This window comes from Janthinobacterium kumbetense (genome assembly GCF_023703445.1).
GTDB classification, from domain to species: Bacteria; Pseudomonadota; Gammaproteobacteria; order Burkholderiales; family Burkholderiaceae_D; genus Janthinobacterium; species Janthinobacterium kumbetense.
In genome coordinates this window covers 246,920-271,356 of sequence record NZ_JAMQGR010000004.1, presented here as the reverse complement: position 1 = coordinate 271,356, position 24,437 = coordinate 246,920, and the positions used below count along the sequence as shown (strand labels likewise).

At 64.7% G+C, this 24,437-nt stretch carries 17 protein-coding genes and 1 pseudogene; 7 read left to right on the top strand and 11 right to left on the bottom strand.

Going from position 1 to position 24,437, the window contains the following annotated elements; translation table 11 throughout:
* Window positions 1–46 precede the first annotated feature (46 nt).
* From NCG91_RS14860 to NCG91_RS14835, 6 genes are all read right to left on the bottom strand, one after another.
* A complete protein-coding gene (locus NCG91_RS14860) occupies window positions 47–1,171 on the bottom strand; it encodes an ABC transporter permease (protein WP_251350236.1) in 1,125 nt (374 codons plus the stop codon).
* Window position 1,172: 1 nt separating this feature from the next.
* Entirely contained in the window at window positions 1,173–3,920 is a 2,748-nt protein-coding gene (rbbA, locus tag NCG91_RS14855; RefSeq protein ID WP_251350235.1) for a ribosome-associated ATPase/putative transporter RbbA, read from the bottom strand.
* A gap of 2 nt (window positions 3,921–3,922) precedes the next feature.
* A complete protein-coding gene (locus NCG91_RS14850) occupies window positions 3,923–4,996 on the bottom strand; it encodes an HlyD family secretion protein (RefSeq protein WP_251350234.1) in 1,074 nt (357 codons plus the stop codon).
* Window positions 4,997–5,014: 18 nt separating this feature from the next.
* Window positions 5,015–6,442, bottom strand: a complete 1,428-nt coding sequence (locus NCG91_RS14845; protein ID WP_435526489.1) for an efflux transporter outer membrane subunit — start codon at window positions 6,440–6,442, stop codon at window positions 5,015–5,017.
* Window positions 6,443–6,458: 16 nt separating this feature from the next.
* Complete coding sequence (fabI, locus tag NCG91_RS14840) at window positions 6,459–7,241, bottom strand: enoyl-ACP reductase FabI (protein ID WP_251350332.1); 783 nt, start codon at window positions 7,239–7,241, stop codon at window positions 6,459–6,461.
* A gap of 610 nt (window positions 7,242–7,851) precedes the next feature.
* Window positions 7,852–9,294 (bottom strand): IgA Peptidase M64, encoded by a 1,443-nt coding sequence (locus NCG91_RS14835; RefSeq protein WP_251350232.1) that lies wholly within the window; start codon window positions 9,292–9,294, stop codon window positions 7,852–7,854.
* Between the two features lie 209 nt (window positions 9,295–9,503).
* Here NCG91_RS14835 and NCG91_RS14830 point away from each other — a divergent pair, with 209 nt between their 5' ends.
* Complete coding sequence (locus NCG91_RS14830; RefSeq protein WP_251350231.1) at window positions 9,504–10,106, top strand: TetR/AcrR family transcriptional regulator; 603 nt, start codon at window positions 9,504–9,506, stop codon at window positions 10,104–10,106.
* Complete coding sequence (locus NCG91_RS14825; protein ID WP_435526488.1) at window positions 10,103–11,311, top strand: DUF418 domain-containing protein; 1,209 nt, start codon at window positions 10,103–10,105, stop codon at window positions 11,309–11,311. Before NCG91_RS14830 ends, NCG91_RS14825 begins: the two co-directional genes overlap by 4 nt.
* On the opposite strand, the gene NCG91_RS14820 is transcribed toward NCG91_RS14825, so the two are convergent.
* From NCG91_RS14820 to NCG91_RS14810, 3 genes are all read right to left on the bottom strand, one after another.
* Window positions 11,302–12,555, bottom strand: coding sequence for a cyanophycinase (locus NCG91_RS14820; RefSeq protein WP_251350229.1), 1,254 nt, complete (start codon window positions 12,553–12,555; stop codon window positions 11,302–11,304). The genes NCG91_RS14825 and NCG91_RS14820 overlap by 10 nt on opposite strands.
* Before the next feature lie 147 nt (window positions 12,556–12,702).
* Window positions 12,703–15,492, bottom strand: coding sequence for a TonB-dependent receptor (locus tag NCG91_RS14815; RefSeq protein WP_251350228.1), 2,790 nt, complete (start codon window positions 15,490–15,492; stop codon window positions 12,703–12,705).
* A 32-nt stretch (window positions 15,493–15,524) separates the two neighbouring features.
* The gene (locus tag NCG91_RS14810) at window positions 15,525–16,526 is read right to left on the bottom strand and encodes a MurR/RpiR family transcriptional regulator (protein WP_251350227.1); all 1,002 of its coding nucleotides are present in this window, start codon (window positions 16,524–16,526) and stop codon (window positions 15,525–15,527) included.
* Between the two features lie 201 nt (window positions 16,527–16,727).
* Here NCG91_RS14810 and NCG91_RS14805 point away from each other — a divergent pair, with 201 nt between their 5' ends.
* Together NCG91_RS14805 and NCG91_RS14800 are read left to right on the top strand one after the other, a co-directional pair.
* On the top strand, window positions 16,728–17,864 hold the full coding sequence (locus NCG91_RS14805) for a succinylglutamate desuccinylase/aspartoacylase family protein (protein ID WP_251350226.1): 1,137 nt from the start codon (window positions 16,728–16,730) through the stop codon (window positions 17,862–17,864).
* 4 nt (window positions 17,865–17,868) lie between these two features.
* A complete protein-coding gene (locus NCG91_RS14800) occupies window positions 17,869–19,257 on the top strand; it encodes a YfcC family protein (RefSeq protein WP_083299835.1) in 1,389 nt (462 codons plus the stop codon).
* A 27-nt stretch (window positions 19,258–19,284) separates the two neighbouring features.
* Here the strand turns inward: NCG91_RS14800 and NCG91_RS14795 are convergent, their stop codons facing one another.
* Both NCG91_RS14795 and NCG91_RS14790 read right to left on the bottom strand, forming a co-directional pair.
* A complete protein-coding gene (locus NCG91_RS14795; protein ID WP_251350225.1) occupies window positions 19,285–20,490 on the bottom strand; it encodes an alpha/beta hydrolase family protein in 1,206 nt (401 codons plus the stop codon).
* A 104-nt stretch (window positions 20,491–20,594) separates the two neighbouring features.
* Entirely contained in the window at window positions 20,595–20,792 is a 198-nt protein-coding gene (locus NCG91_RS14790) for a hypothetical protein (protein ID WP_099666473.1), read from the bottom strand.
* A gap of 426 nt (window positions 20,793–21,218) precedes the next feature.
* Between NCG91_RS14790 and NCG91_RS14785 the strand changes: the two are divergent.
* The 3 genes and pseudogenes from NCG91_RS14785 to NCG91_RS14775 all read left to right on the top strand — a co-directional run.
* Window positions 21,219–22,301, top strand: a pseudogene (locus tag NCG91_RS14785) (alpha/beta fold hydrolase); the annotation flags it as partial.
* Window positions 22,298–22,714 (top strand): BlaI/MecI/CopY family transcriptional regulator, encoded by a 417-nt coding sequence (locus tag NCG91_RS14780; protein WP_251350223.1) that lies wholly within the window; start codon window positions 22,298–22,300, stop codon window positions 22,712–22,714. The pseudogene NCG91_RS14785 and the gene NCG91_RS14780, both read left to right, overlap by 4 nt.
* Complete coding sequence (locus tag NCG91_RS14775; RefSeq protein WP_251350222.1) at window positions 22,714–24,258, top strand: M56 family metallopeptidase; 1,545 nt, start codon at window positions 22,714–22,716, stop codon at window positions 24,256–24,258. Before NCG91_RS14780 ends, NCG91_RS14775 begins: the two co-directional genes overlap by 1 nt.
* Window positions 24,259–24,437: the final 179 nt, after the last annotated feature.

Sequence of the window (24,437 nt, the reverse complement as noted above, 5' to 3'; positions counted from 1 at the left end):
GCTATCCTTTTCATGCAAAAAACGCCGGACCATTCCGGCGCGGGGGCTACGCCATCTGGCTGATGGTCTTGCGAAAGCGCGCCAGCGCGAAGGTAAACAAGGCCGTGCCGATGGCCAGCAAGGCCAGGAACGGCTTCCACACCACGTCGATGCCGGCACCCCGGTACAGAATCGCCTGGCTCAACTCGACGAAATGCGTGGTCGGGGCGATCAGCATGATGTTTTGCACCAGCTCGGGCATGCTTTCGCGCGGCGTGCTGCCGCCCGACAGCATCTGCAGCGGCAGCAGCACGAGGATCAGCAGCATGCCGAACTGCGGCATGCTGCGCGCCACGGTGGCGAGGAAAATGCCCATCGACGTGGTGGCAAACAGGTGCAGCGCCGCGCCGCACAGGAACAGCGCGATCGAGCCTTCGATGGGCACGTGCAGCATGCCGCGCACCACCAGGTTCAGCGACAGGGCGGCGGCCAGCAGCACCACCAGGCCCATCGACCATACCTTGCCCAGCATGATTTCGGCCGGCGTGACGGGCATCACCAGCAGATGCTCGATGGTGCCGTGTTCGCGCTCGCGGATCAGGGCCGCGCCGGTGAGGATGATCGACAGCATCGTCACCTGGTTGATGATTTCCATCAGCGAGCCAAACCACGCCTGGCTCAGCGATGGATTGAAGCGCGCGCGCATCACCAGTTCCACCGGCGAGACGGTCGCGCCCCGATAGCGTTTGGCGAATTCGGCCACTTCACCGGCGACGATCTGCTGGATGTAGCCGCTGCCGCTGAAGGCCTGGCTCATGCGCGTCGCATCCACGTTCAGCTGCAGTTCCGCCTGGCGCCCGCCCAGCACGTCGGCCTGCAGCTTGGGCGGTATCGTCAGCACGAAGGTGTACTTGCCCGCGTCCAGGCCCGCATCGACCTGGCTCTGGTTGATCATGGCCGGCGGCGTGAACTGGGGCGGAAAGAAGGCCGAGGCGATGCGCCCGGACAGGGGCGAGCCATCCTCGTCGACGATGGCGATCGAGGCCATGTGCAGGGTTTCCGGCTTGGCCGTGGCGGCCACGTAGATGGCCAACGTGAACGTGTAGAGGATCAGGATCAGCATCATGGGATCGCGGATCAGGCTCCAGATTTCCTTCACGCCCAGGCGGTAGATATTTTCAAGATGCCGCATATCAGCTCTCCTGTTTCTTCAGCAGCGCCACCGTCACACCAAGGATCACGGGAATGGCGACGATCAGGGGCCAGAACGAGGCATGCAGGTCGCCGAATCCCAGCGCCTTGTTGAACACCCCCCGGCTGATATTGAGCATGTGCGTGGCCGGGTACATCAGGCCGATCGCCTTACCCACGCCTTCCATCGACGAGACGGGATTGAGCAGGCCTGAAAACTGGATGGCCGGGATCATGGTGCCGATCATGGTCACGAACAGGGCCGCGATCTGGCTGCGCGTGAACGTCGACGCGAACAGGCCGATGCCGGTGGCGCAGATATTGAAGATGAAGGTGGCGCCGATCAGGGTCGGCAAGCTGCCCTTGACCGGCACGCCGAAGGCCGTCACCGCCAGCAGCGCCATGAGGATGAAATTGAGCATGGCCAGCAGCACGTACGGCACCTGCTTGCCAAGCAAGAATTCCAGGCGCGTGACGGGCGTCACGTACAGGTTGATGATGGAGCCCAGTTCCTTTTCACGCACCACGGACAGCGCCGCCAGCATGGCCGGCAGCATCAGCAGCAGCAGGGGAATCACGGCCGGCACCATCGCCGGCAGGCTTTTCACGTCCGGGTTGTAGCGGTAGCGCGTCTGGATGGCGACGGGGTTGTTCATCGTGATGCCATAGCGGTGCAAGGCCTGGTCGGCCAGCCACAGCTGATGCATGCCCTGCACGTAGCCCTGCACGGTTTCGGCGCGCATCGGCATGGCGCCGTCGATCCACGCGCCCACCTGGGCCGGCGCGCCGCGCTGCACGTCGCGCGCAAAGCCGGGCGGAATTTCTATGGCCAGCGACAGTTCGCCGCTGCGCATGCGCTTGTCGATATCGGCATAGTCGCGCAAGGGCGGTCGCTCGATGAAGTAGCGCGAGCCGGCCAGGTTGTTCGTGTAATTCTGGCTCAAAGTCGTCTGGTCGTGGTCAAGTACCGCATAACTGAGGTCTTCGACGTCCAGGCTGATGCCGAAGCCGATGACGAACAGCAGCAGCACGGAGCCGCCCAGCGCCAGGGTCAGGCGCACGGGGTCGCGGCGCAATTCCAGCGTCTCGCGCCACATGTAGCTGAGCATGCGTCCCAGGCTGAAACGGCTGCGCCGGTGCTGCGGCGCTGGTGCCTGCACTGCCGCTTCCTGCGCGGGCGCCGGCGTTTCCTGCACTGCCGCGGGCGCCGTGCCGCCGCCCGCCTCTTCCAGGTAGGCGATGAAAGCCGCTTCCAGCGACGGTGCGCCCTTCTTGCGCACCAGTTCTGCCGGCGCATCGCTGACCAGCACTTTACCCGCGTGCATCAGCGAAATGCGGTCGCAGCGCTCGGCCTCGTTCATGAAGTGGGTGGAGATGAAAATGGTGACGCGGTCGCGCCGCGCCAGCTCGATCATCAGGCGCCAGAAATTGTCGCGCGCGATGGGGTCGACGCCGGACGTCGGCTCGTCGAGGATCAGCATTTCCGGCTTGTGCACCATGGCCACGGCCAGCGACAGCCGCTGGCGTATGCCCAGCGGCAGACTGTCGGGCAAGTCGTCCATCACTGCGCGCAAGTCGAAGCGCTGCGCCATCTCGTCGATGCGTGCACCGATTTCAGCTTCCGGGACGTGGAACAGGCGCGCGTGCAGCACCAGGTTCTGGCGCACCGTCAATTCGCTATACAGGGAGAAGGCCTGAGACATGTAGCCGACCCTGCGGCGCGTGTCGATATCGTTGGAATCGACCTCCTTGCCGAACAGCCAGGCCTTGCCTTCCGTCGCCGGCAAGAGGCCCGTGAGCATCTTCATGGTGGTCGACTTGCCGCAGCCGTTCGATCCCAGGAAGCCGAAAATCTCGCCGCGACCGATGCGGAAATTCACATGGTCGACGGCCGTGAAATCGCCGAAGCGCATGGTCAGGTCTTTGGCCTCGATGGCCACGTCCTGCGCACTGGCCGCATCCAGCGGCGTGATGACGACGGGCTGGTGACCGGCGCGCTTGGCGTCGGGCAGCAGCTTGATGAAGGCCGCTTCCAGGTTGCCGCTGTCCGTGCGCGCCAGCAGTTCGGCCGGCGTGCCCGTATCGAGCACCTTGCCGTCATCCATGGCCACTAACCAATCGAAGCGCTGCGCCTCGTCCATGTAGGCGGTGGCCACCATCACGCTCATTTGCGGGCGCTGCACGCGGATGCCGGCGATCAAGTCCCAGAACTGGGCGCGCGCCAGCGGATCGACGCCGGTGGTGGGTTCATCGAGAATGAGCAGGTCGGGATCGTGGATCAAGGCGCAGCACAGGCCCAGCTTCTGCTTCATGCCACCCGACAGCTTGCCCGCCGGGCGCGCCAGGAAGGGCTGCAAGCCCGTGCTGCGGGTCAGCTGGTCGATGCGGCGGCGGCGTTCGGCCGCGTCGTGGCCGAACAGGCGCGCGAAAAACTGCAGGTTTTCCTCGACAGACAAGGTCGGATACAGATTCTTGCCCAAGCCTTGCGGCATGTAGGCGATGCGGGGGCAGACGTCGTCGCGGTGACGCGCATCGCGCATGTCGCCGCCCAGCGCCATCACGCTGCCCTGCTGCACGGCACGCGCGCCGGCCACCAGCGACAGCAAGCTCGATTTGCCCACGCCATCGGGCCCGATCAAACCCACCATGCGGCCGGCCGGCACGTCCAGGTCGATGGCGTCGAGCGCCACCGTCTTGCCGTAATGCTGGCTGACGCCCTTGATGCGGACGACAAAGGAGTTCACGTCCATGCTCACTGCGGAACCTTGGCAGTCAGTTCAGCGGGCCATGCCTGCTTCGCATCGAGACGCACCCACGCCACGCCAGGCAAGCCCACTTTCACCAGCGCCAGATGCTTTTGCAGCAGCTCGCGGCTGATCTGCGCCTTCACGCGGAACATCAGCTTCTGGCGCTCGCTGGCCGTTTCCACCGTCTTCGGCGTGAATTGCGCGCTGGCCGCAACGAACGAGATCGTTGCCGGAATCACGTAGTTGGGCGCCGCGTCGAGGATGATGCGCACTTCGCCGCCCAGCGCCACCTTGCCGGCCGCCGTCTCGGGCAGGAAGAAGGTCATGTAGACGTCCGACAGGTCGACCAGGTTGAGCACCTTGCCGCCGCCCGCCAGCACTTCGCCCTGCTGCGCCACCAGGTATTGCACGCGGCCGTCGCGCGGCGCCGTCAGCTGGCCATCGGCCAGGTCGGAATCGATGCGCGCCGTCGTCGCCTCGGCGGCGACGACGGCGGAGCGCGAACCCACCACCTGCGCCTTTGCCGCGTCGATGGCCGCCTGCGCCGCCGTCACTTGCGCCTTGGCCGCGTTCAATGCTGCTGCCACGCTGCGCACGCGGGCACGGTCGTCGTCGAGTTCCTGCACCGAGGAGGCCCCCTCTTTCGACAGGGTTTCGGAACGGGCCAGGCGGCGCTTGGCCGCATCGAGTTCGCTTTCACGCTGCGCCACCATGGCCAGCGCGGCCGCCTTGTCGCTCTCGCGCACAGCCACCTGCGCCTGCGCGCCCACCACCGCGTCGGACGCCTGCTGCTGGCGCGCGCGCGCCTCGTCGCGCTGGGCCGTCAGGGAATCGACCTGCATGGTGGCCAGCGGCTGGCCCGCCTTGACGAAGTCGCCCTCGCGCACAAGGATCTCCTGGACCCGGCCCGCCAGCTTGGTGGCGACGTCGATTTCCGTCGCTTCGATGCGGCCATTGCCGCTGACGAAACCTTCACCTGGGCCCGTGGGACGCATTTTTTGCCAAGCCACATAGCCCAGCACGAGGACGGCCACGAACAGCGCGGCGGGAATGAGTTTTTTCTTCAGTTGTGGAGTCATGGTATCGGGGCGATCAAATTAGTGGGTGGAAGCGGCGGCGGAAGTGGCTGGCGCGCCACCGCCCAACGCCGCATACAGGCTGACCTGGCTCGAGAGCAGCGCGCGGCGCGTCTGCACCAGCTGCTGCTCGACCGTCAGCAAATCGCGCTGCGCGTCGAGCACTTCCAGGTAGGGCGCGGCGCCATTGTCGTAGCGCAGCTTGGCCAGGCGCGCCCGTTCGCTCTGCGCGGCCAGCGTGGTCTTGCCGATATCGACCTGCAGCGCCAGCCAGCGCCGGTTCGACAGCGCATCGGCCACTTCGCGGAAAGCACCCTGCACGCTCTTTTCGTAGTTGGCCACGGCCACGTCGCGGCGCACCTCGGCCAGTTCCATATTCGCGCGCAGGCGGCCCGCGTCAAAGATCGGCAGCACCAGGCGCGGCGCGAAATTCCACGCGCCGCTGCCCGAATCGAACAAGCCGCTCAATTCCGCGCTGGCCGTGCCGTAGGCCGCCGTCAAGGAAATCGTCGGGAAGAAGGCGGCGCGCGCGGCGCCGATATTGGCTTGCGCGGCGCGCAGCTGATGTTCGGCCGCCACCAGGTCGGGACGCTGCGTGAGCAAAGCCGAGGGCAGGCCCGCATGCAGCGGCTGCAGCACGCTGGCGTCGTCGAAGCGGCGCACCTCACCAGCCACCGGCGTCAGGTCGATGGGGCCGCCCACCAGTTGGGCCAGCGCGTGCGCCTGCACGGCGCGCGCCTGTTCCAGCTGCGCCGACAGCGACAAGGCCTGGCTGAGCAAGGTTTCCACCTGCGTCAGGTCCAGCTTGGAAATCGACCCGACTTCAAAGCGGCGCGTGAAGATGCGCAGCGATTCGGCGCGGCTGTCGACGGTGGCGCGCGCCAGTTCCACGCGTTCATCGAGTTCGCGCAAGCCAAGGTAGCCATTGGCCACCTGCGCCACCAGGGCCACGCCGACGGCGCGGCGCGCCTCGTCGCTGGCCAGCAGGGTTTGCAGGGCGCTGTCCTTCAGGCTGCGCACGCGGCCCCAGAAGTCGAGTTCCCAGGCGCTCACGTTCAAGCCTGCCTGGTACTGCGCGCTCGTCATGGGACGGCCCGTCACGCTCAGGTCACCGGGCACGCGCGCGCGGCTGCCCGAAGCGCCCAGCGCAATGGTGGGAAATTGTTCGGCGCGCTGGATGCCATACGCGGCGCGCGCCTCTTCCACGCGCAAGGCGGCGATGCGGATGTCACGGTTGCTCGCCAGCGCCTGCAGGCGCGCGTCGGCAAAGTAGGCTTGCCAGGCGACGTCGGGCGCGTGCGCACCGGCGGAATCGGTTTCCGGATACTGCGCCGCCACGGGCAGTGGCGGTGGCGCATACGGCGGCGCCATCGAGGCGCAGCCGGCCAGGGCCAGCGCGGTGGCCAGCGCGGCCATCCTGGCGCAGTTGGGCAAAGTAGGAACAGCCATGGTCATCTTCTTCCAGTCAATTCAGAATGTTGTAGCCGCCATCGACGTACAGAGTGCCGCCCGTGATGGCGCGCGCGCCGTCGCCGGCGAGGAAGGCGCACAGCGCGCCCACGTCCTCGATGGTGGCCAGGCGCCGCATGGGCGAGCGTTCGATGGCGTCGGCCATCAGGCGGTCGAAATGGGCGATGCCGGAAGCGGCCCGCGTTTCCAATGGCCCCGGCGAAATGGCGTTGACGCGGATGCCTTGCGGGCCCAGTTCGGCGGCCAAGTAGCGCACCGACGCTTCCAGCGCCGCCTTCACGGGCCCCATCAGGCCATAGTCGGCGATGACTTCCTCCGCGCCCAAATAACTCATGGTCATCAGGCTGCCGCCGTTCGGCATCAGCGGTTCGGCCAGTTTCGCCATGCGCATGAAGGAGTGGCAAGAGATATCCATCGCCTGCGCAAAGCCGTCGGCTGAACTGTCCGTCACGCGGCCATGCAAGTCCTGCTTCGGCGCATAGGCAATGGAATGGACGACGAAATCGAGCCGCCCCCATTGCCGTTCGATCTGCGCGAACAGCGCTTCGAGCTGGCCCGGCACAGCCACGTCGAGCGGCGCCATGATGGCCGCCCGCACTTGCTGCGCCAGCGGTTCCACGTATGAACGGGCCTTGTCATTGAGCCAGGTCACGGCCAGTTCGGCGCCGGCCGCGCGCAGTGCGCTGGCGCAGCCCCAGGCGATGCTTTGCGTGTTGGCGATACCCACCACCAGGCCCCGCTTGCCCTGCAAAGGCAAGGGCCGCAAGTCGGCCGTCATGCCTGGACCGGACGCAGGGCGGGCCACGGCGTGGCCGCATGCACGCATCGCACCGCGCCGGCGTGCATAGCGGCGGCGCAAGTGGCCAGCGTCACGCCGCCGGCACGCGCATACGGCAAGGCAATGGGAGTGTGGGGGTGTAAGGTACTGCACGCGTCAGGCGCGGGGGTCTGCATCTTCATGAATCGGCTTCCGTCACTGAAATTCGAGGCACGCACCAGTGCATTTTCGGGGAACTGGTACGGGGCGAAATTACTCTACAGCATTTAGACGCGTGATTCGTGATGAGTCCGATCCGCATTCCATGACGCTTTGAGCTAGGTCAACTATAAGTGCGATTGCGGCAATGCAACATTGATGTAAATCAAATTTTACCTCAATATTATCTAAATGAAATATTTTTCAGGCAAGCGTGTGAACGTATTGATTTGATAATATCACTGGGCTAGCGAGAAGAAAAGCGCGCAGGTGAGCGACAATTGGTATTGCATGGAAAACAAGCAGCGCTGGACAGCGGCGGAAGGCAGGCGGTGGGGAGAGGCAGAATAGGGGTCATGCTATTGCGATGCAACATGACCCCCCATGCATTACGGAAGCGGCAAGAGCGGCATTATTTGCCCGGCGCCGCGGCGGGACGCGAATACAGGTCGATGATGGTGCTGATGCCATCCTGGCACACGGAGCAGAACGTCTCGCTGCGGTCGAACATGATGCACTGCATCTCGGGCCGGTAGTAGCCGGACGACTCGTAGTTCGCGCCTTCGAAGGCGCCCACCGCATGGCGCTGCGGCGCCTTCGAGAACAGCTGCTGCGTGTAGGCCAGGTCGGCCTTGAACAAGTCGCTCATCTCACTTTCCGGGCGGTTGGCCGCGCGCAGGGCCGCGCGTTGCTTCTGGTATTCGCGCGCATGGCTGTCGTATGCTTCCTTCGGCCATGGCGTCGGCAGCGGCGTGCCGGCCTTGACGTGGTTCTTCCATTTCAGCCTGGCCGGATCGCGCAGCGCCGTGGCGTTTGGCTCCCACGGTTCCTGGCGCTCGCCATTCGACTGATAGGCCACGGGCGAGGTGTAGTACTCGTCGGCCAGGCCGGCGAAATGGTGGCCGAATTCATGCACGAACAGGTAGTTGGCCCAGTCGCTATTGGCCGCCGCCGTGCTGAACTGGCCGAAGATGCCGCCGCCGCCGTAAGTATCGTTGTTGACGAGGATTTCGATGAATTCATACGGCGCGTACTGCGCCAGGTCGCGCAGCGCGCGGTTATCCGTCGTCAGCACATAGCGCTCGCTGCCGAAGATGTCGTAGCGCGTGCCCAGCGGCGACGCGTGATGCACGCCCGTCGAGGGGCGCGACACGCCCGACTCCTGGGTCGGCGCGGCCATGGCCCACACGTTGAAGTCCCTGGCCCGCTCGCGGAATGGCGAGACGGTGAAAAGATGGTCAGCCAGCTTGCGCGCCGTCGCTTCGAACTTGCCCATTTCGGCGGCCGTATAGCCGTCGCCCATGATCAGCAGGTCGACCTTGTCGGGCGATGGCCCGCTGATGCGGATCGGGATCGGCTGGACGGGCGCCGGCGGCTGCTTGCGGATCACGTCCTGCGCTGCAGGGTCGACATCGGTGCTCCACACAACGGAAAACAGGCCGCGCTCGTCGCGCTTGAGGATGCGCACGCGCACGGGGTGCTCGGGCTGCGGGAAGCGCACGGATTCCTGGAAGGCGCGCGTGGTGGTCTTCGCTTCATCGGTGCTGGCCCATTCGCCGAAGATGGTGGAAAAACCGCGCGAATACAGCACCTTGCCCGACTTGATGTCGACCACTTCCAGCAGGTTGTTGCCGCGGTTGCTGTCGTCGATGGGACGCGCCAGGTTGCCCGGCCATGGCAGGGGCTCGACCAGCACGCGCTCGACCGCATAGTGCTCGCCCAGCGCATTGCCGCTGTGCTGGTAATCGAGGCGCATGGTGGCCGGCGGCGGCGCATTATCCGCCTGCGCGGCAGGGACGATGCCGGCGGCCAGCGCCAGCGCGCAGAGGAAGGATCGAATCGGAGTCTGCTGCATGTCATTCCTAAAACGGTAGAAAAACAGGTGAAGGGAACGGTTTTCCAAACAATCGGCGGGCCTGCCGGCAGGTGCGGGAAAAACCGCTGCGGCACATTGTAGCGACAGGATGCGGGCGTGCAAAGCGCCCATTTCACGCGATTCGCTTGACCATACGATACAATTAATCTATATTAGACTGACTAGTCGATTAACTAAAGGAAAGGGCCATGCGCACCATCGATCCCGGCAAACACGCGGCCCGCCGTGACGCCATTCTCGCCGCCGCGCGCCACTGCTTTGCGCGCAAGGGCTTTCACCAGACCAGCACCGCCGCCATCTGCGCGCAGGCGGGCATGAGTCCCGGCAACCTGTTTCACTACTTCCCCACCAAGCAAGCCATCATCGCCGCCATCGTCGACGAGGAAGGCAGCGAGACGGCCGCCTATTTCGCCGGCGTGCAAGGCAGCGCCGATGCCTACGGCGCCCTGCTCGACTTCATGGACCTGGTGCTGGCGCTGGCGGCCGATGACGACTTTGCGGGGCTGGCGCTGGAAATATCCGCCGAGGCGATGCGCGACGCGGATATCGCGGCCAGGGTGGCGCGCAACGACGCCAGCCTGCGCGGCGGCTTGCAAGCCTTGCTGGAAGAGGCGGCATCAGGGGGCCAGGTCGACGCCGCGCTGGACGCCGCGCAAACGGCCAGCTGGATCGCCGCGCTGATCGACGGCATCTTCAACCGGGTCGCCGTCGATCCCGATTATGCACCGCTGGCGCAGCGCGCCAGCCTGCACCTGCTGCTGGCGCGCTTCCTGCGCCCTGCCCTGGCATGAGCGCCGCCATGCAAGCCCAGCCCACACGCATCGCCGACGTCGACGCCCTGCGCGGCTGCGCCCTGTTCGGCATTTTGGTCGTCAACATCGGCGCCTTCGCCACGCCGTGGTTCGGCCTGGGATTGACCGATCCGGCCTTTCACGGCAGCGTGGACCGCGCCACGCACTTCCTCGTCGCGCTGCTGTTCGAGACCAAGTTCTATCTGCTGTTTTCCTTCCTGTTCGGCTACAGCTTCACCTTGCAGATGCAGGCGGCCGCACGGGCCGGCGCGCCGTTCGTGCCACGCATGCTGCGCCGGCAGGCTGGCCTGTGGCTGATCGGCGCCCTGCATGCCGTCTTCCTGTTCCATGGCGATATACTCACGACTTACGCTCTGCTGGGCATCGTGCTGCTGGCGCTGCACCGCTGCGGCGAACGCCAGGCACTGTCCCTGGCGTTGATACTCGTCGCCGTCTGCGTGGCATTCTGGGCCGGCATGGCGTGGCTGCAAAGCCTGCAGCCGGCGGGCGACGCCGCGGACAATGCCGTGGCGATGGCGCGGAAAGTGGCTGCCGCCCTGGCCGCCTACCATGCCACGCCGGCCGCCGTCATCGCGCAGCACCTGCGCGAACTGAGTGAAATCTGGATCGTCCTGCTGCTGGTGCAGGCGCCCTGCGCGCTGGCCATGTTCCTGTGCGGCCTGGCCGCCGGCAAGCGCGAGATGCTGCTGCACGCAAGCGATTATCTGCCGCTGCGCCGCCACCTGCTGTGGGCCGGCGCGCTGGCGGGATTGCCCGGCGCCGCCTTCTACGCGTGGACCTCCGTGTATGGGGATAGCCAGGCATGGCAGGTGGCGGGACTGGCCGTGGGCCTGGCGAGCGCGCCACTGCTGGCGGGCGCCTACCTGGCGCTGGCGCTGGCCCTGTTCGAGCGCCTGCGCGACGGCACGCTGTTTGCGCTGCTGGCCGACACGGGCCGCATGGCCCTGTCGAACTACCTGCTGCAGTCGGCCATCTGCGCCGTGCTGTTCCTCGCGTATGGCGCGCGGCTGATGGGCAGTGTGTCGCCGCTGGGCGCGCTGGCGCTGGCCGTCATCATCTTCGGCCTCCAGCTGCCATTGAGCCGCTGGTGGCTGCGCGGCCACGCGTATGGCCCCGTCGAGTGGCTACTCAGGGCCTTGACGATCGCCGCGTGGCCGCGCTGGCGGCGCGCCGCTTACTTGTAGCGGTACAGGGGCTGGCGCAGCTGGATGGGGCGGATATCGAGGCGCAGTTTCAGCACCGAATACGCTTCCGCCTCGGTCGAGCTGTAGCCGACGCTGTTGACGGTTTTACTGAAGCGGAACTCGAAGCCCAGGTCCGGATACGGGTCGCGCGGGTTGCCAAAGGCGATGCCGATGGCTTCCTGCTGCGCGTTGTCGATCAGGTTGCCCATCAGGTCCAGCACGGCGTTGTTGCCGAGGATGTCATTGGTGAAAACGGGTTCGCGCATGTCAGGCTGGTTCGGATCGAGCTTGTTGTCGGCCTTGTCCGGCGACGGCGTAAACACGCGCGTGACGAGGTTGAATTTGTCGCCCCGGTCCAGGTAGCTAATGGCCGCGTTGCTGATGTTAAAATTTTTCACGCCACGGTCGCTGATGGCGCCCGACAGGTCGATCAGCAGGGCGCCGCTATAACCGATGACTTCCACGTCGCGCATGGCGTCGACCACCATGGCGCTGTTTTCATCGATGCCCAGCCCCAGGTGATAGCCTTTTTTCAGCATCACGGGAATCATGCGCGCAAAGCGTCCGCGCACCAGCAGATGCTGGTCCACGAAGACATCGCTGCCGATGAAGCCCAGGCCGGGCGCGATCTCGCGGCCATCCGTCACGCCCATCTTGAGCATGTCGAGCACGGGCTTGGCGTCGTAGAACATGGTGGTGCTCATGATGGCGGCACCGGCGCTGGAACCGGCGATCACGCCGCCATTGCGATAGACCGACCAGATGGCTTCCAGCGCTGCCGTACGGCTGCCGTCCGGCCGCAGCAAGGCTTGCGTGATGCGCCCCTGGTCTCCGCCGGCAAAATAGATGCCGCTGGCCGACTTGATCTGCGTGACGATGGCGGGGTCTTCGGCAGCCTTGCGGTAATCCCTGTTCGGCAGCTTGACGGCCAGCGGCACGAAAAAGGCATCGGCGCCATATTGGTTCAGCTTTTTGATGATGCTTTCGCCCGATTTTTCCGGGTTCATCGCGGCCGAGGCCAGCACGGCGATGCGCGCGCCTGGCCCGCCCGACAGCTTGACGATGCGCTGCCAGACCTCGGCATTATCGGCGCGCAGGCCGCCGCCGATGATGACGAGCGTCCCCTGCGGCGCACTGCCGATGGCGCTGCCGCCGGGCGCCGCCACGGCTTGGACGCTGCACAATGCCAGCGCGAACAGCAGCGCGGCGCACAATTGTTGATACAGGCTTGAAGATGATTTCATGGTGCCTTTCGAATACAAGGAAAGTGGCGCATATTTGTTGATACAGGCACGCGCCCTTGCTGCCAAAACTGCTGCTTGCAATCCAACGCCATCGCACTACGATACTACTTGCTGCATATGACAGCGTTGTTGCGGTATCTCCAATTTTTACTTGAAACTGTAATTGGCGCTGGCATAGAAGCGCCGGCCGCGCGGATCCGTATAGGTCGGGTCATAGCCGGAGAGGAAAAAGTAGGCCTGGTTCGAGTATGGCGGGCTGGTATTGAACAGATTCTGTATGCCTGCGCGCAGCTTGAACTGCTTGCTGACGGCATACGCGCCCGACATGTCCCACAGCGTGTAGGCCTTGACCCGATTCGGCTTGACGACGCTGCCGTCATCCGTGTTGATGGCCGAGTTCTGGTCATCGTAGCTGCTCGAATAGGTGTTCGACAGGCTGGCCGAATACGGGCCATGGTCCCAGTCCAGGGTAATCGTATGGCGCCAGCGCTGCACCACGCCGTCCGTGACGAATTTATTCAGGTTGCTGATAAAGGCATCGCCGGGGCTCGTCTGGATTTTCGAATCGAGCACGTAGGTGCCGCTCAGGTGGGCGCCGAAACGTCCCCAGGCCGTCTTCACGCCATGCAGGTCGGCCGTGATATCGATGCCCGTAGCCTTTTGCGCGCCGCGGTTTTCCTTGCGAAGTTCGATGTAGTCGATTTCATTGTCCTTGTTGCGATGTACGAGGTCGCCGTACTTGGCCAGGTTGCCGAGGATGATGTCGTCGCCGATTTCGCTGATCAGATCCGTGCGCTTGATGTTCCAGTAATCGAAGCTGAAGGTCCAGTGCTGGCTCGGCTCGAGCACCACACCGGCCGTGAACTGGCGGCTGCGCTCCGGTTTCAGCTTGTCGTTGCTGTAGCGGCGCGTATCCCAGTTTTGCGCGCAATCGGCGTAGTTATTATCCACAGTGGCGCATAACACGGGATCGGGCAGGGTCGCCGTACTACTGTAGACGGTGGGCCGGTGCAAGTCCGACATCGATGGAGCGCGGAAGCCCTTGCCGGTGGACGCCCGCATCAGCACCTGCTTGCTGGGCATGTAAGTCAGGCCCACCTTGGGGCTTAGGGCGCCACCCACCTGCTGGTAATGGTCGTAACGGCCAGATAACTGCGCCTGCCACTGCTTGGTAAACGGCAGCAGCAGTTCGCTGTAAATGGCTTGCACAGTGCGGCTGTCGCTGGTGTCCTTGCCGCCTTCCGGCGCCGAATCGTCATTGATATTATTACTCATCAGTAATTTGGAAAGACGGAACTGCGTACGTTCGCGGCGCACCTCTCCGCCGACGGCAAGGGCCATGTCGCCGCCCCCCATGGCCATCAGAGCACGTGACGCCTTGAAATCAAGCGCATCCATGACGCCGCGCGCGTGGCGCACTTCATCGTTGACCTGGATGCTCTCAATCAGTGCCAGGCCCTCGGCACTGGAAGGCCCGAAGGGATTGATGCTGCCATCGGCGATACCTGCACGCAGCTTGTCCTTCAGCAGATAGCCTTTGGTATCACGGTCCCTGACGGTATTGACGCTATGATTCAAACCCACGTCATAATCCCATCCCGCCACTGTACCGGTCGCCCCCACCACGAAGCGCTGGCTTTCGCTGGTCAACTCACTGGTGCGGTTGCCCGCCTCCTTCAATCGCATGCGCACTTCCAGTTCGCGCTCCACCTGCTTGCCATCGTCATCCAATATGGTATCAAAACCGGTATTGGCCAATTGCGGCACCTTGCTGTAATCCAGGTAACCGATCACCCGTGTCGACGACGCGACATAATTGGTACGCGAACGGCTCAATGCCACCTCCGCATATACCTGATGCTCCGGGTTCAGCTTCAACACGCCCCGCGAAAGAAAATTCTGCTTCTCCGACTTCGGATACAACTCCGTATCGCGCATGTAATCGTAGGTACAGCCATCGACGCCGCCAGTGCCGTTGGGCAGGTACAAATTGGCAGGTGGATTGCAGTCCGGGATGGACAGGTTGATTTGCCGGTTGGTGATCGGCTTGCCGTTCAACAGGAAACCGACCTCCTGCAGGTGATCGCGCTGGGCACCCGACAGGCGGATATTCGCCGGGCTGGTAAAACTCGACAGCAAATGGCCAAGGCGCTCGGGCACGTTCAGGTTCGGAATGAACTTGCGCTGCGAGGTGCTGAGGCGGTCCGTCTGCTGCGCGTCGAGCACGGCGAAGATATTGTAGCCATCCGTGGCCAGGTCGCCCGTACCGGCCGTGATGCTGACCGTGCGCTTGCCGGCGCCGCCTTCCTGCGTGCCGCTGCCGTAGGCATTCAGCTCCACACCCTGGTAATCCTTGCGCGTAATGAAATTGATGACGCCGCCAATGGCGTCCGTGCCATACAGGGCCGAGGCGCCGTCGAGCAGCACTTCCACGCGCTGCAGCGCGGCGGCGGGAATATTATTCAGGTCCACGCCCGCATCGTCGCCGGGCGAGGCAAAGTTGGCCATACGCCGGCCATTGAGCAGCACCAGGGTCGATGACGTGCCCACGCCCCGCAGATTGGCGCTGTTGAAGCCGCGCTGGTCGCCGCCGATATTGATGCTGGCGCCATCGGTCAGGCCGCCCACGTTGGCCGACACGCGCGCCATCAGCTCGGCCGCCGTCGTCACCCCCGCCTTGTCGATCTCGGCGCGCGTGATGATCTGCACCGGCAACGCCGTCTCCGATTCCAGCCGCTTGATGGCCGACCCCGTGATTTCCACGCGCTGCATTTTTTTCGGCGCCGCTTCTCCGTCCTGCTCCTGCGCCAGCGCGCCGTTGCCCAGCATGCCCAGCGCCGCCGACACGCTCAAGGCCCCCAGCGCCAGGCGCACGCCTTGCGCCAGTGCCGACTCGCGTGGCGATACGCAACTGCCGTCTTGTTTTTCTGCTTGCATGCAAACTCTCCCAGATGGTATTAACCCTGTTTTTATAATGACTGCGGCACTGCCTTGCGCTGCTTTGCTGCTGTTTTCCGGGTACCCTGCGCGCCATGTTCGCCGCCGTACAGGTAGGCGGCGATGACTTCGCTCAAGCGGGCCGCTTTTTCAACGTTTTTCCTGTTCGATACCATCAGCGCCACGGCCAGCGCCTCGATCATGGCCAGCGCCGTGCTGGCACTGCTGGGCAGAACGGGATGGGTACTTTGCGCATACAACACGTGATCGGCCAGTTCGGCCAGGGGAGAGGCGGGCGAGTCGGTGAGCGCCACGATGCAGGCGCCGCGGTCGCGCGCGAAGCTGGCCAGACCGATGCAGTCGAGCGTGTAACGGGGGAACGAGATCACCACCAGCACATCGTGCGCCGTCAGGTTGACCAGATGGCCGGCCGCCACTTCCGAGCCGCCGATACCCACCACTTCCACCACATGCGAGCAAAACGGCTGCAGATGCTGCACCAGCATGCCGGCCAGGTTGGCCGACAGGCCAAAACCCATCACATACACGACCTTGGCGCGCGTCAGGCGGCGCACCACGGCCTGCACGGCGGGCGGCGACAGGGCATCGGATGTGGCGGCGATGTTCGCGGCCGCATATTCCAGGCTTTCCGTGACGGGCGACGTGGCGCGCGCGCGCCGCTCTATCGTGCGGCGCAGTTTGTCGACTGGCTGCAACAGCGATTGCAAGGTTTCGGCCATCGCGCCACGCATGGCCGAATAATTCTTCTGGCCGATATCGCGCGCGAAGCGGCTGATGGTGGCCGTCGATACCTGGCAGCTGTCGGCCAGTTCCTCGATGCCCAGCGCCGTCACCCGCATCTGGTTGCGCAGCAGGTAATCGGCGATCTGCCGCTGCGAAGCCGAACCGCTGGCCAGCACGTGCATCAGCGCCTGCCCCAGCGGAGACTGCGCGAAGGCGGCATCGGGCGCCGACAACGTGCCAACCCGTGGCGTATGGGGACTGCTGCGTGCAGGACTGGCGGATGCTTTCATATCACTGGCGGCCTGTATTCTTGGACACTGCGGATCACTGGCGGAAGGCGAAATCGGGTCGCTGGAACTTACTGTACTCATATCAAAAAGAAAACTCAACAAATATTTGTAAAAGGATTTTCATTGATTTACTTCGTGAAAATATTGCTACATAATCGACCGGAATCCATCAACCGCGCCCCGTTTTGGGGCGAATTCACCATGCAAGTACAACAGCATCCCATCTCCACCGCGCACGCCAGCGTAGCGTGCCAATTGAGCAGCTTCCATTTTGGCAGTGCGGCCGCCGCTAGCCGCAGCGGCAAGAAGGTGTACATCCAGGCGGCGCTGCATGCGGATGAAGTGCCGGGCATGCTGGTGTCGCAATTTTTACGCCGCGAGCTGCTGGCGCTGGAAGCGGCGGGAAAGATCCACGGCGAAATCATCCTGGTGCCGGCCGCCAACCCGATCGGCCTGGCGCAAGCCATCCACGGCGCGCCGTTCGGCCGCTTCGACCTGACCACCGGCATCAACTTCAACCGCGCCTACCGCCACGTGGCCGATGAACTGAAAACCACGCTCGATGGTCTGCTGGGACAGGATGCGCAAGCCAACGTGGCGCTGATACGCGAATATGCGCGCGCCGCCGTCGCCGCCTGGCGGCCGGGCACGGATGCGGAAACGCTGAAGAAAACCCTGCTGGGCATGGCCATCGACGCCGACATCGTGCTCGACCTGCATTGCGACAACGAGGCGGCCCTGCACATTTATACGGGCACGCCGCTGGCCGCGCAGATCGCCCCCCTGTCCGCGTTGCTGGGCGCGCGCGCCGTGCTGCTAGAACTGGCGGCCGGTGAAGAACCGTTCGACGAAGCCTGCAGCCGATTATGGTGGGATCTCGACGCGCATTTCCAGGGCCGCTATCCGATTCCCGCCGCCTGCCTGTCGACCACCGTCGAGTTGCGCGGCGAAGTGGAAGTGAGCTACGCCCTGGCCGAGCGCGACGCCACCGCCCTGCTGCGTTTTCTCGCCATCGAGGGCGTGCTGGAGATAGCCGGCGCCGGCGACGACTTGCCCGCGCCGCAATGCGAACCGACGCCGCTGGCCGGCGTGGAACCAATCCTCGCGCCGCATCATGGCGTGCTGGTCTACCTGCGCGAAATGGGCGACGTACTTGCCGCCGGCGATGCGGTGGCCGACCTGATCGACCCCGTCAGCGGCGAAACGACGACCTTGCGCTGCACCGTCTCCGGCGTCTTTTTTGCGCGCAGCGCCCACCGCCACGTCCTGCGCGGCATGAATGTCGGCAAGGTCGCCGGCGCTGTCGCCTTCCGCGGCGGCAGCCTGCTGAGCCAATGACGCCATGAGAAAATTCAAGCTCCCCAATACCTTCGTCCTGCTGTGCGGCATCCTGGCCATGATCGCCCTGGCGACGTGGCTGGTGCCAGGCGGGAAATTCGACACGCAACTGGTGAACGGCAAGCAGCTGATCATCCCCGGTACGTTTCACTATGTCGACAACAAGCCGCAGGGGCTCGCCGCCCTGATGATGGCGCCCATCAAGGGCTTCGTCGACGCCAGCCTGATCATCGGCTTCGTGCTGATCGTCGGCGGCGCCTTCGCCGTGCTGCAAAAAACCGAAGCCTTCGATTCCCTGATCAAGGCCATCGCCAAGGCGCACACCAGTTCGCGCTTCGTGCGCGCCGCCATCATCCCCGTCTTCTTCACCATGTTTTCCTTGGGCGGCGCCACCTTCGGCATGAACGAGGAAGCCATCCCCTTCATCCTGATTTTCGTGCCGCTGGCGCTGGCTCTGGGCTATGACACCATCACGGGCGTGTCGATTCCCTTCATCGGCTCGCAGGTGGGCTTTTCCGCCGCCTTCCTGAACCCGTTCAATGTCGGCATCGCACAGGGCATCGCCGGGGTGCCGATCTTTTCCGGCATCGGCTACCGCCTGATCGTGTGGGCCATCGCCACGGCGGTCAGCATCGTGTTTTTGATGTGGTATGCGGCGCGCATCAAGCGCCATCCGGAAAAAAGCCCGACCTACCTGCTCGACATCGAAAAGCGCAGTGAGCACACATTGGACCTGAACAGCTTTGCCGGCATGACGCGCACGCACCGCGCCGTGCTGTGGATTTTCATGGCGACCTTGCTGACGATGGTCGTCGGCGTCGTCAAATACGACTGGTTCATCGATGAAATCGCCGCCCTGTTCCTGGTGATGGCCATCGTCGTCGGCCTGGTGGGCCGGCTCGACATGGACAGCCTGGTGGCGTCGTTCGTACAGGGCGCGCGCGACATGGTCAGCGTGGCGCTGGTCATCGCGCTGGCGCGCGGCACCATGATCCTGGCGCGCGACGCACAGATCATCGACACCATGCTGCATGCATTGACGCCCCTGGTGGCCTCGTCGAGTCCCGTCTTCGCCGCGCAAAAGATGTTCTTCATGCAGTCGGTGATCAACTTCTTCATCCATTCCGGCAGCGGCCAGGCCGCGCTGACGATGCCCATCATGGCGCCGCTGGCCGACCTGGTGGGCGTGACGCGCCAGACAGCGATCCTGGCCTTCCAGTTCGGCGAGTTCACCACGCCGATGATCCCAACGTCCGGCATCACCGTCGGCGTGCTGGCGCTGGCGCGTGTGCCCTGGATTACGTGGGCCAAGTGGATGATCCCGCTGCAGCTGATTTACCTGGTGCTGGCGCTGCTGCTCTTGATTCCGCCCTGCCTGATGCACTGGCAATAACCACGGCCACGCGCCGTCGCCGTGGCGTTATTTGCGGTACGCCTGTCCGTAGGCGCCATGGATGCCGCCCTTTGCCCAGTCGGCCATCAGGTCGTAAAACCCGGGCGTGATGATGGTCGGCTTGCGCGTTCCATTGGGCGCCTGAGCGTAGCTGCGCATGCCGTGATCGGCCTGCGGGAAGAGATAGACCGAGATGGCCTGGCCCTGGCCGCGCAACGCCGTCAAGCGCTCGATAGTGACAGCCGGCGGCGCTTGGCGGTCATCCTCTGCCAGGGCCCACAGCTGCGGCACCGTGACTTGCCGCGCGACCTGCACGGGATCGAGCGACCAGTCGACACCGAGCTTGTCGAACCGCGGTATGCCATTCTTGCGCAGCTCATCGGCCGGCATGCCCAGCAACACGCCCGTGTAGCCGCCCTTGATGAGGGCAAACCACGGCTCCTTGCCAAACTGCTGCTGGAATGCCGACAGGTCGTCCAAGCCATCCTTGTAGCCGGATTTGACGATTCTGGCCGTGATATCCGTCACCGTCCTGGCCTTCGCGATGACGTCGCCGCCATAACCCTTGTCCTGAAGTTCCCTGGCAACCTGCGCCGCATCCTGCTCCGTGATATCGGCCACCAGGCCATAGCCGATGCCGAGAAATTGCGCCTTGGCGCGCGCCTGCGCCAGCGGGGCAATCCAGCCGCCCTGGCTTACACCCATCAGGCCGAAGCGGCCGTAACGCCCTTGCGCCAGCCGTTTTGCTTCGCGCGACGCGGCCACCAGATCATCGGCCAGGCACGGAAAATTTTGCGTATATTCGCCTTCGGACAGCCCGGTACCGCGCTTGTCATACACGAAAACGGACACGCCCCGTCCCACCATCTGATAAGGGTCGCGCGCGCGGTCAATCCAGCCGCTGCTTTCGGAACCATGGGCATACACGACCAGTGGCGTGTCCTTGCCGGCGCCCGGCGCTTCCATCAGGCGGCCCGCGAGCATGATGCCATGCGATTCAAAGCGCGTATCTGTTTCGGCCAAAGCCACTTTCGGCCAGCGTTCCTTGCCGTTGACAAGCACGGCGTCCTTTCCGCACGCGAGCAACGCGCCGGCGTCCTGCGTGTTGCCGACGGTCCCGTCGCTGAAGGTATAGCCATAGCCTTTCGCCCCCTTGGTGAGGGCGACGAAGCCCGTCTGGTTCTGGCGAAAAATACCCGTCTCGCAAGGCGCCGGGCTGAATGCCTCCGGCATGGGCGCAGCAGTCGCCGAGAACGATATGGCAAGCAGAGGCCAGAAAAAATGTGAGGTCATGGGATCATGGGTCCGATAGGCAGTCTGTCGTGTTGCCGTCATCCTTACAGGGCGGCTTTTTCTTCGGCGCTCAGGCGCTTGGCGCTGACATACACGGTGTGCATGGTGGCTTGATCGGCGCTGGCGACCATGGATGCCGGCGCGGCGCGGAATTTCGGCACGGCGGCGGTGGCCAGGCTGGTGGCAGCGGCGATGGCGATGACGGCAACGAAGATGGCTTCCATGTTTTTAGCGATGTTCATGATGGTGTCCTTTGGGTGGCTGGTTGTCTGCTGCGATGATGGAACTGTAGGCGCATGGGCCGGCCATCTCCAGCGGCTTGCGACAAACCGCCCAAAAGAAGGGACAGAATACCAACCGGCCCGATGAAAGGCAGGAAGGCTGGCTGGCCGCCGTTCCCTGCGGCGGACAAATCGCCGCATGCATTGCTTGCAGGGGTGCTACAAATGTCGCATGCTACATTTGTAGCCAACTCAACCATCAAGGAAAACGATGCTCTCATTCGCATGGAAGTGGACATGGGCCGGCCTGCTGTCTGCCGCCGCCCTGACAACACCGGCCGTCGCCGCCTATTTTGACGGCATGGTCAGCGTCGGCGGGCATCCGCTGCACGTGGCGCAGACTGGCGCCGGGCCGTATACCGTCGTCTTCGAGGCGGCTTCGCCAGCGACCTGTCGGTATGGCGCAAGGTGGCGCCGGAGGTGGCGAAGAAAGCGGCGGTGCTGGTCTACTCGCGTGCCGGCTACGGCAAGTCGCCGGCGCGTCCCCAGCCACTCAGCATGGAACAAAGCGTCGCCGAGCTGGCCGATGTGCTGCGCCAGCGCAAGGTGGAAGGACCGTTGATCCTGGTGGGCCATTCCTATGGCGGCTTCCTGATCCGCTATTTCGCGGCGACGCATCCGCAGCAGGTCGCGGGTCTGGTCTTTGTCGACCCCGCGGATGAAGGCCTGGAAACCGTCCTCAAACGCCTCGATCCGGTGCGCTTGCAACAGGACCAGCGCATGCTCGCTGCCAGCATCCCGGCCAAGTGGCAGGGCGAGCTGCAGACCATCCAGGCCATCCTCGATGCGGGCAAGCTGCCGACGATGCCGGCGCTGCCCGACGTACCGGCGGTGCTGCTCACGTCCGTGCAGGCGCGTGCCGATTCGAACTTTTTCCAGGAGACGCCAGCCATCGTCAAGATCAAGCGCGAGCGGCACGCCGCCTTCCTCAGCCAGTTTTCCAGCGGCGCGCACGTCTTCACGCCGAATAGCGGCCATGGCATCCAGATGCAGGAACCGGAACTGGTCGTTGCCGCCATCGGCCAGGTCATGACCCTGGCCACGCAGAGCGCCGCGCGCGTGGCCAGGGCGCAGGCCAGACAAAAACTGATGGGGGAACTGGAGCACAGCGCCGCCTTGCTGGGCAAGCAGCAGAACGACGCGGCCGCAAGCCGCATCGCGCTGGCGCTGCGGGACAGCGCCCTGAGCGAAGCGGAGATCAATACGCTGGGTTTCGACCTGCTGACCAAGGCGAAGCGCACGGCGCTGGCCACGCTGGTGCTGGCGTACAATAACCAGGCCCACGCGCAGTCCGACAATGCCGCGGACAGCTACGGCGAAGCCTTGCTGGCGGACGCTCGCCCTGCGGAAGCGCAGCGCCAGTTCACGCGGGCGCTTGCGCTGGGACAGGCCAACGGTGCACGCGAACAGGCAATGGCCGGCTACCGCCAGCATCTTTCACAAGCAGAGCAAGCATTGAAACAACCATGAAAAAAAATCCCGTATCCACAACAGGCGCCGACATGCGCGGACTGGAAGACCTGGCGCCGCGCGAACGCCAGGTCGTCGAATGCGTGTACCGGCTGCAGGAAGCCACCGCGTCGCAAATCCAGGAAGCACTGGGCCCGGACTTGAGCAATTCGGCGGTGCGCGCCATGCTGGCGCGCCTGGAAACGAAGGGCGTGCTGCAGCATCGCGTCGATGGCCAGCGCTATTTGTACAGCGCCGTGGCGCCGCAGGCGCAGGTGCGCGAGTCGGCGCTGAAAAAACTGGTCGGTACCTTTTTCAATAATTCCAAGGCCAGCGCCGCGACGGCCTTGCTCGGCATGTCCGGCGAACTGAGTGCGAAGGAGCTCGATGACCTCGAAGCGATGATCGCGAAGGCACGCCAGGAAGGCTGCTGATGGCGGGAACCGACCTCGCGCAGCTGCTGTTGAAGCATAGCGTGACGGTCGTGCTGCTGCTCTGCATGCTGCGCCTGCTGCACCGCGCATCGGCCTCGCGCCGCGTGTTTGCCACGCGCTGCGGCCTGGTGGCGCTGCTGTTGCTGCCCTTGTTCTGGCTATGGCTGCCGCAGCTGCCCATGCGCATGCCGCTGGCCCTGTCGGCCCTGCTCGATCCTCCGCTGCGCATCCCCGTCAGCGTGACGACGGCCGCGCTGCCCGACATCGAGGCAGCCGTGGCTGCCCCGGCACGTGCCGCATGGCTGGGCCGCTGGCTGCTGGCCGCGTATGCCGTCGGCGTGGCATGCCACCTGCTGCGCCTGGCGCTGAACCTGGCGCGCTTGCGCCAGGCGAGCGTCGCCGCACAGGTGCTCGAAGCGCCGGCATGGACAACGGCCCTGCAAAGGCTGCATCGGTCGCTGGGGCTGCGCCGCGCCGTGCGCCTGCTGGTCTCCGATACGGCCGCATCGCCATACAGCTGGGGCTGGCATCATCCCGTCATCCTGCTGGACCGTCACAGCGCCGGCAACGCACAGGCCGATGCCGTACTGGCCCACGAACTGGCGCATATCCGCGCCCATGACTGGCCCATGCTGCTGGCGCGCGTGCTGCTTGCCCTGTACTGGTGGCACCCGCTGATGTATCCGCTGTTGCGCATGTTCGAACACGATACGGAATGCGCTGCCGATGATGCGGTGCTGGCTGCCGGCGCCACGCCATCGCGTTATGCCCACACCCTGCTCACGGTGTCGCGCCAGGCCTTCGGCGCAGGAACGGCAGGCAAGCCGGCAACTGGCATGGCCAATCGCATTGCCAGCCGCGGCGCCATGCTGGGCGCACGCATCGCGGCGCTGCTGGAAGCCCATCGCCCGCGCGGGCGCGTCACGCTGCGTCAATGGTGGAACGGCATGCTGGCAAGCGTGGCGCTGATGTGCGTGATCGGCAGTATCACGCTGCAAGGGGAGCGGGTGCTGTGGCCGGACAGCCTGCTGCCGGGCCCCGACAGGCGGCAGCAAGACCCGGTCGCCTTGCTGCAAGCGCTCGACAATCCGAATTTCACCCGGCTTGCCGGCGCGATGCGCGCCAGGGACTACACGCTGCGCCATGCGGCCGAGACGGAATCGTTCCGCCAGCGCGCCGCCATACCGGCGCTGCTGCTGGCCTTGCGCGCCCCGCAGCCTGTCGTACGCAAGCTTGCCGTCTGGGCCTTCGGTGAAATGCGTTTTACGGAAACGGCACCCGCCGTGGCGGCGCTGCTGGCCGATCGCGACGCCGCGGTGCGCGCCGAGGCTGCCGCTGCGCTTGGCGACATGGGCGAGCGGCGCTGGCTGGCGCCGATGATCGCCATGCTGGGCGATCAGGACGCCGTGGTGCGCCGTCGCGTGGCGCATGCGCTGGGCGACTTGCAAGCTGGCGCCGCCATTCCCATGCTGCAAAGCCGCTTGCATGACCCCGTCCCCGACGTGGCCAGCGAGGCGCGCTGGGCGCTGGACGAAATGCGCTAGGCGTGGCTGTCCGCTGCCGCCGGCCCGTGAGGGCTGACGCGTGAAAGTAGGCTGCTTGGCTGGAGGCGTACGTTCCGCCCGTCGTTATGCTGTGTTGCGTATTGCTGCTGTCACCTGGGCTGGAGCGAACCGGGGGTACCGCCCGTTCGAATGGCCCGTGATGGGAAACTGCGAGGTAC

Bases quoted from the DNA above. Each gene is read 5' to 3' on its own strand.
- rbbA (WP_251350235.1), bottom strand. From the start codon at position 3,920: ATGGACGTGAACTCCTTTGTCGTCCGCATCAAGGGCGTCAGCCAGCAT.
- NCG91_RS14820 (WP_251350229.1), bottom strand. From the start codon at position 12,555: ATGAAATCATCTTCAAGCCTGTATCAACAATTGTGCGCCGCGCTGCTG.
- NCG91_RS14810 (WP_251350227.1), bottom strand. From the start codon at position 16,526: ATGAAAGCATCCGCCAGTCCTGCACGCAGCAGTCCCCATACGCCACGG.
- NCG91_RS14845 (WP_435526489.1), bottom strand. From the start codon at position 6,442: ATGGCTGTTCCTACTTTGCCCAACTGCGCCAGGATGGCCGCGCTGGCC.
- NCG91_RS14805 (WP_251350226.1), top strand. From the start codon at position 16,728: ATGCAAGTACAACAGCATCCCATCTCCACCGCGCACGCCAGCGTAGCG.
- NCG91_RS14830 (WP_251350231.1), top strand. From the start codon at position 9,504: ATGCGCACCATCGATCCCGGCAAACACGCGGCCCGCCGTGACGCCATT.
- NCG91_RS14815 (WP_251350228.1), bottom strand. From the start codon at position 15,492: ATGCAAGCAGAAAAACAAGACGGCAGTTGCGTATCGCCACGCGAGTCG.
- NCG91_RS14825 (WP_435526488.1), top strand. From the start codon at position 10,103: ATGAGCGCCGCCATGCAAGCCCAGCCCACACGCATCGCCGACGTCGAC.
- NCG91_RS14860 (WP_251350236.1), bottom strand. From the start codon at position 1,171: ATGCGGCATCTTGAAAATATCTACCGCCTGGGCGTGAAGGAAATCTGG.
- fabI (WP_251350332.1), bottom strand. From the start codon at position 7,241: ATGACGGCCGACTTGCGGCCCTTGCCTTTGCAGGGCAAGCGGGGCCTG.
- NCG91_RS14790 (WP_099666473.1), bottom strand. From the start codon at position 20,792: ATGAACATCGCTAAAAACATGGAAGCCATCTTCGTTGCCGTCATCGCC.
- NCG91_RS14800 (WP_083299835.1), top strand. From the start codon at position 17,869: ATGAGAAAATTCAAGCTCCCCAATACCTTCGTCCTGCTGTGCGGCATC.
- NCG91_RS14835 (WP_251350232.1), bottom strand. From the start codon at position 9,294: ATGCAGCAGACTCCGATTCGATCCTTCCTCTGCGCGCTGGCGCTGGCC.
- NCG91_RS14795 (WP_251350225.1), bottom strand. From the start codon at position 20,490: ATGCCGGAGGCATTCAGCCCGGCGCCTTGCGAGACGGGTATTTTTCGC.
- NCG91_RS14850 (WP_251350234.1), bottom strand. From the start codon at position 4,996: ATGACTCCACAACTGAAGAAAAAACTCATTCCCGCCGCGCTGTTCGTG.
- NCG91_RS14780 (WP_251350223.1), top strand. From the start codon at position 22,298: ATGAAAAAAAATCCCGTATCCACAACAGGCGCCGACATGCGCGGACTG.
- NCG91_RS14775 (WP_251350222.1), top strand. From the start codon at position 22,714: ATGGCGGGAACCGACCTCGCGCAGCTGCTGTTGAAGCATAGCGTGACG.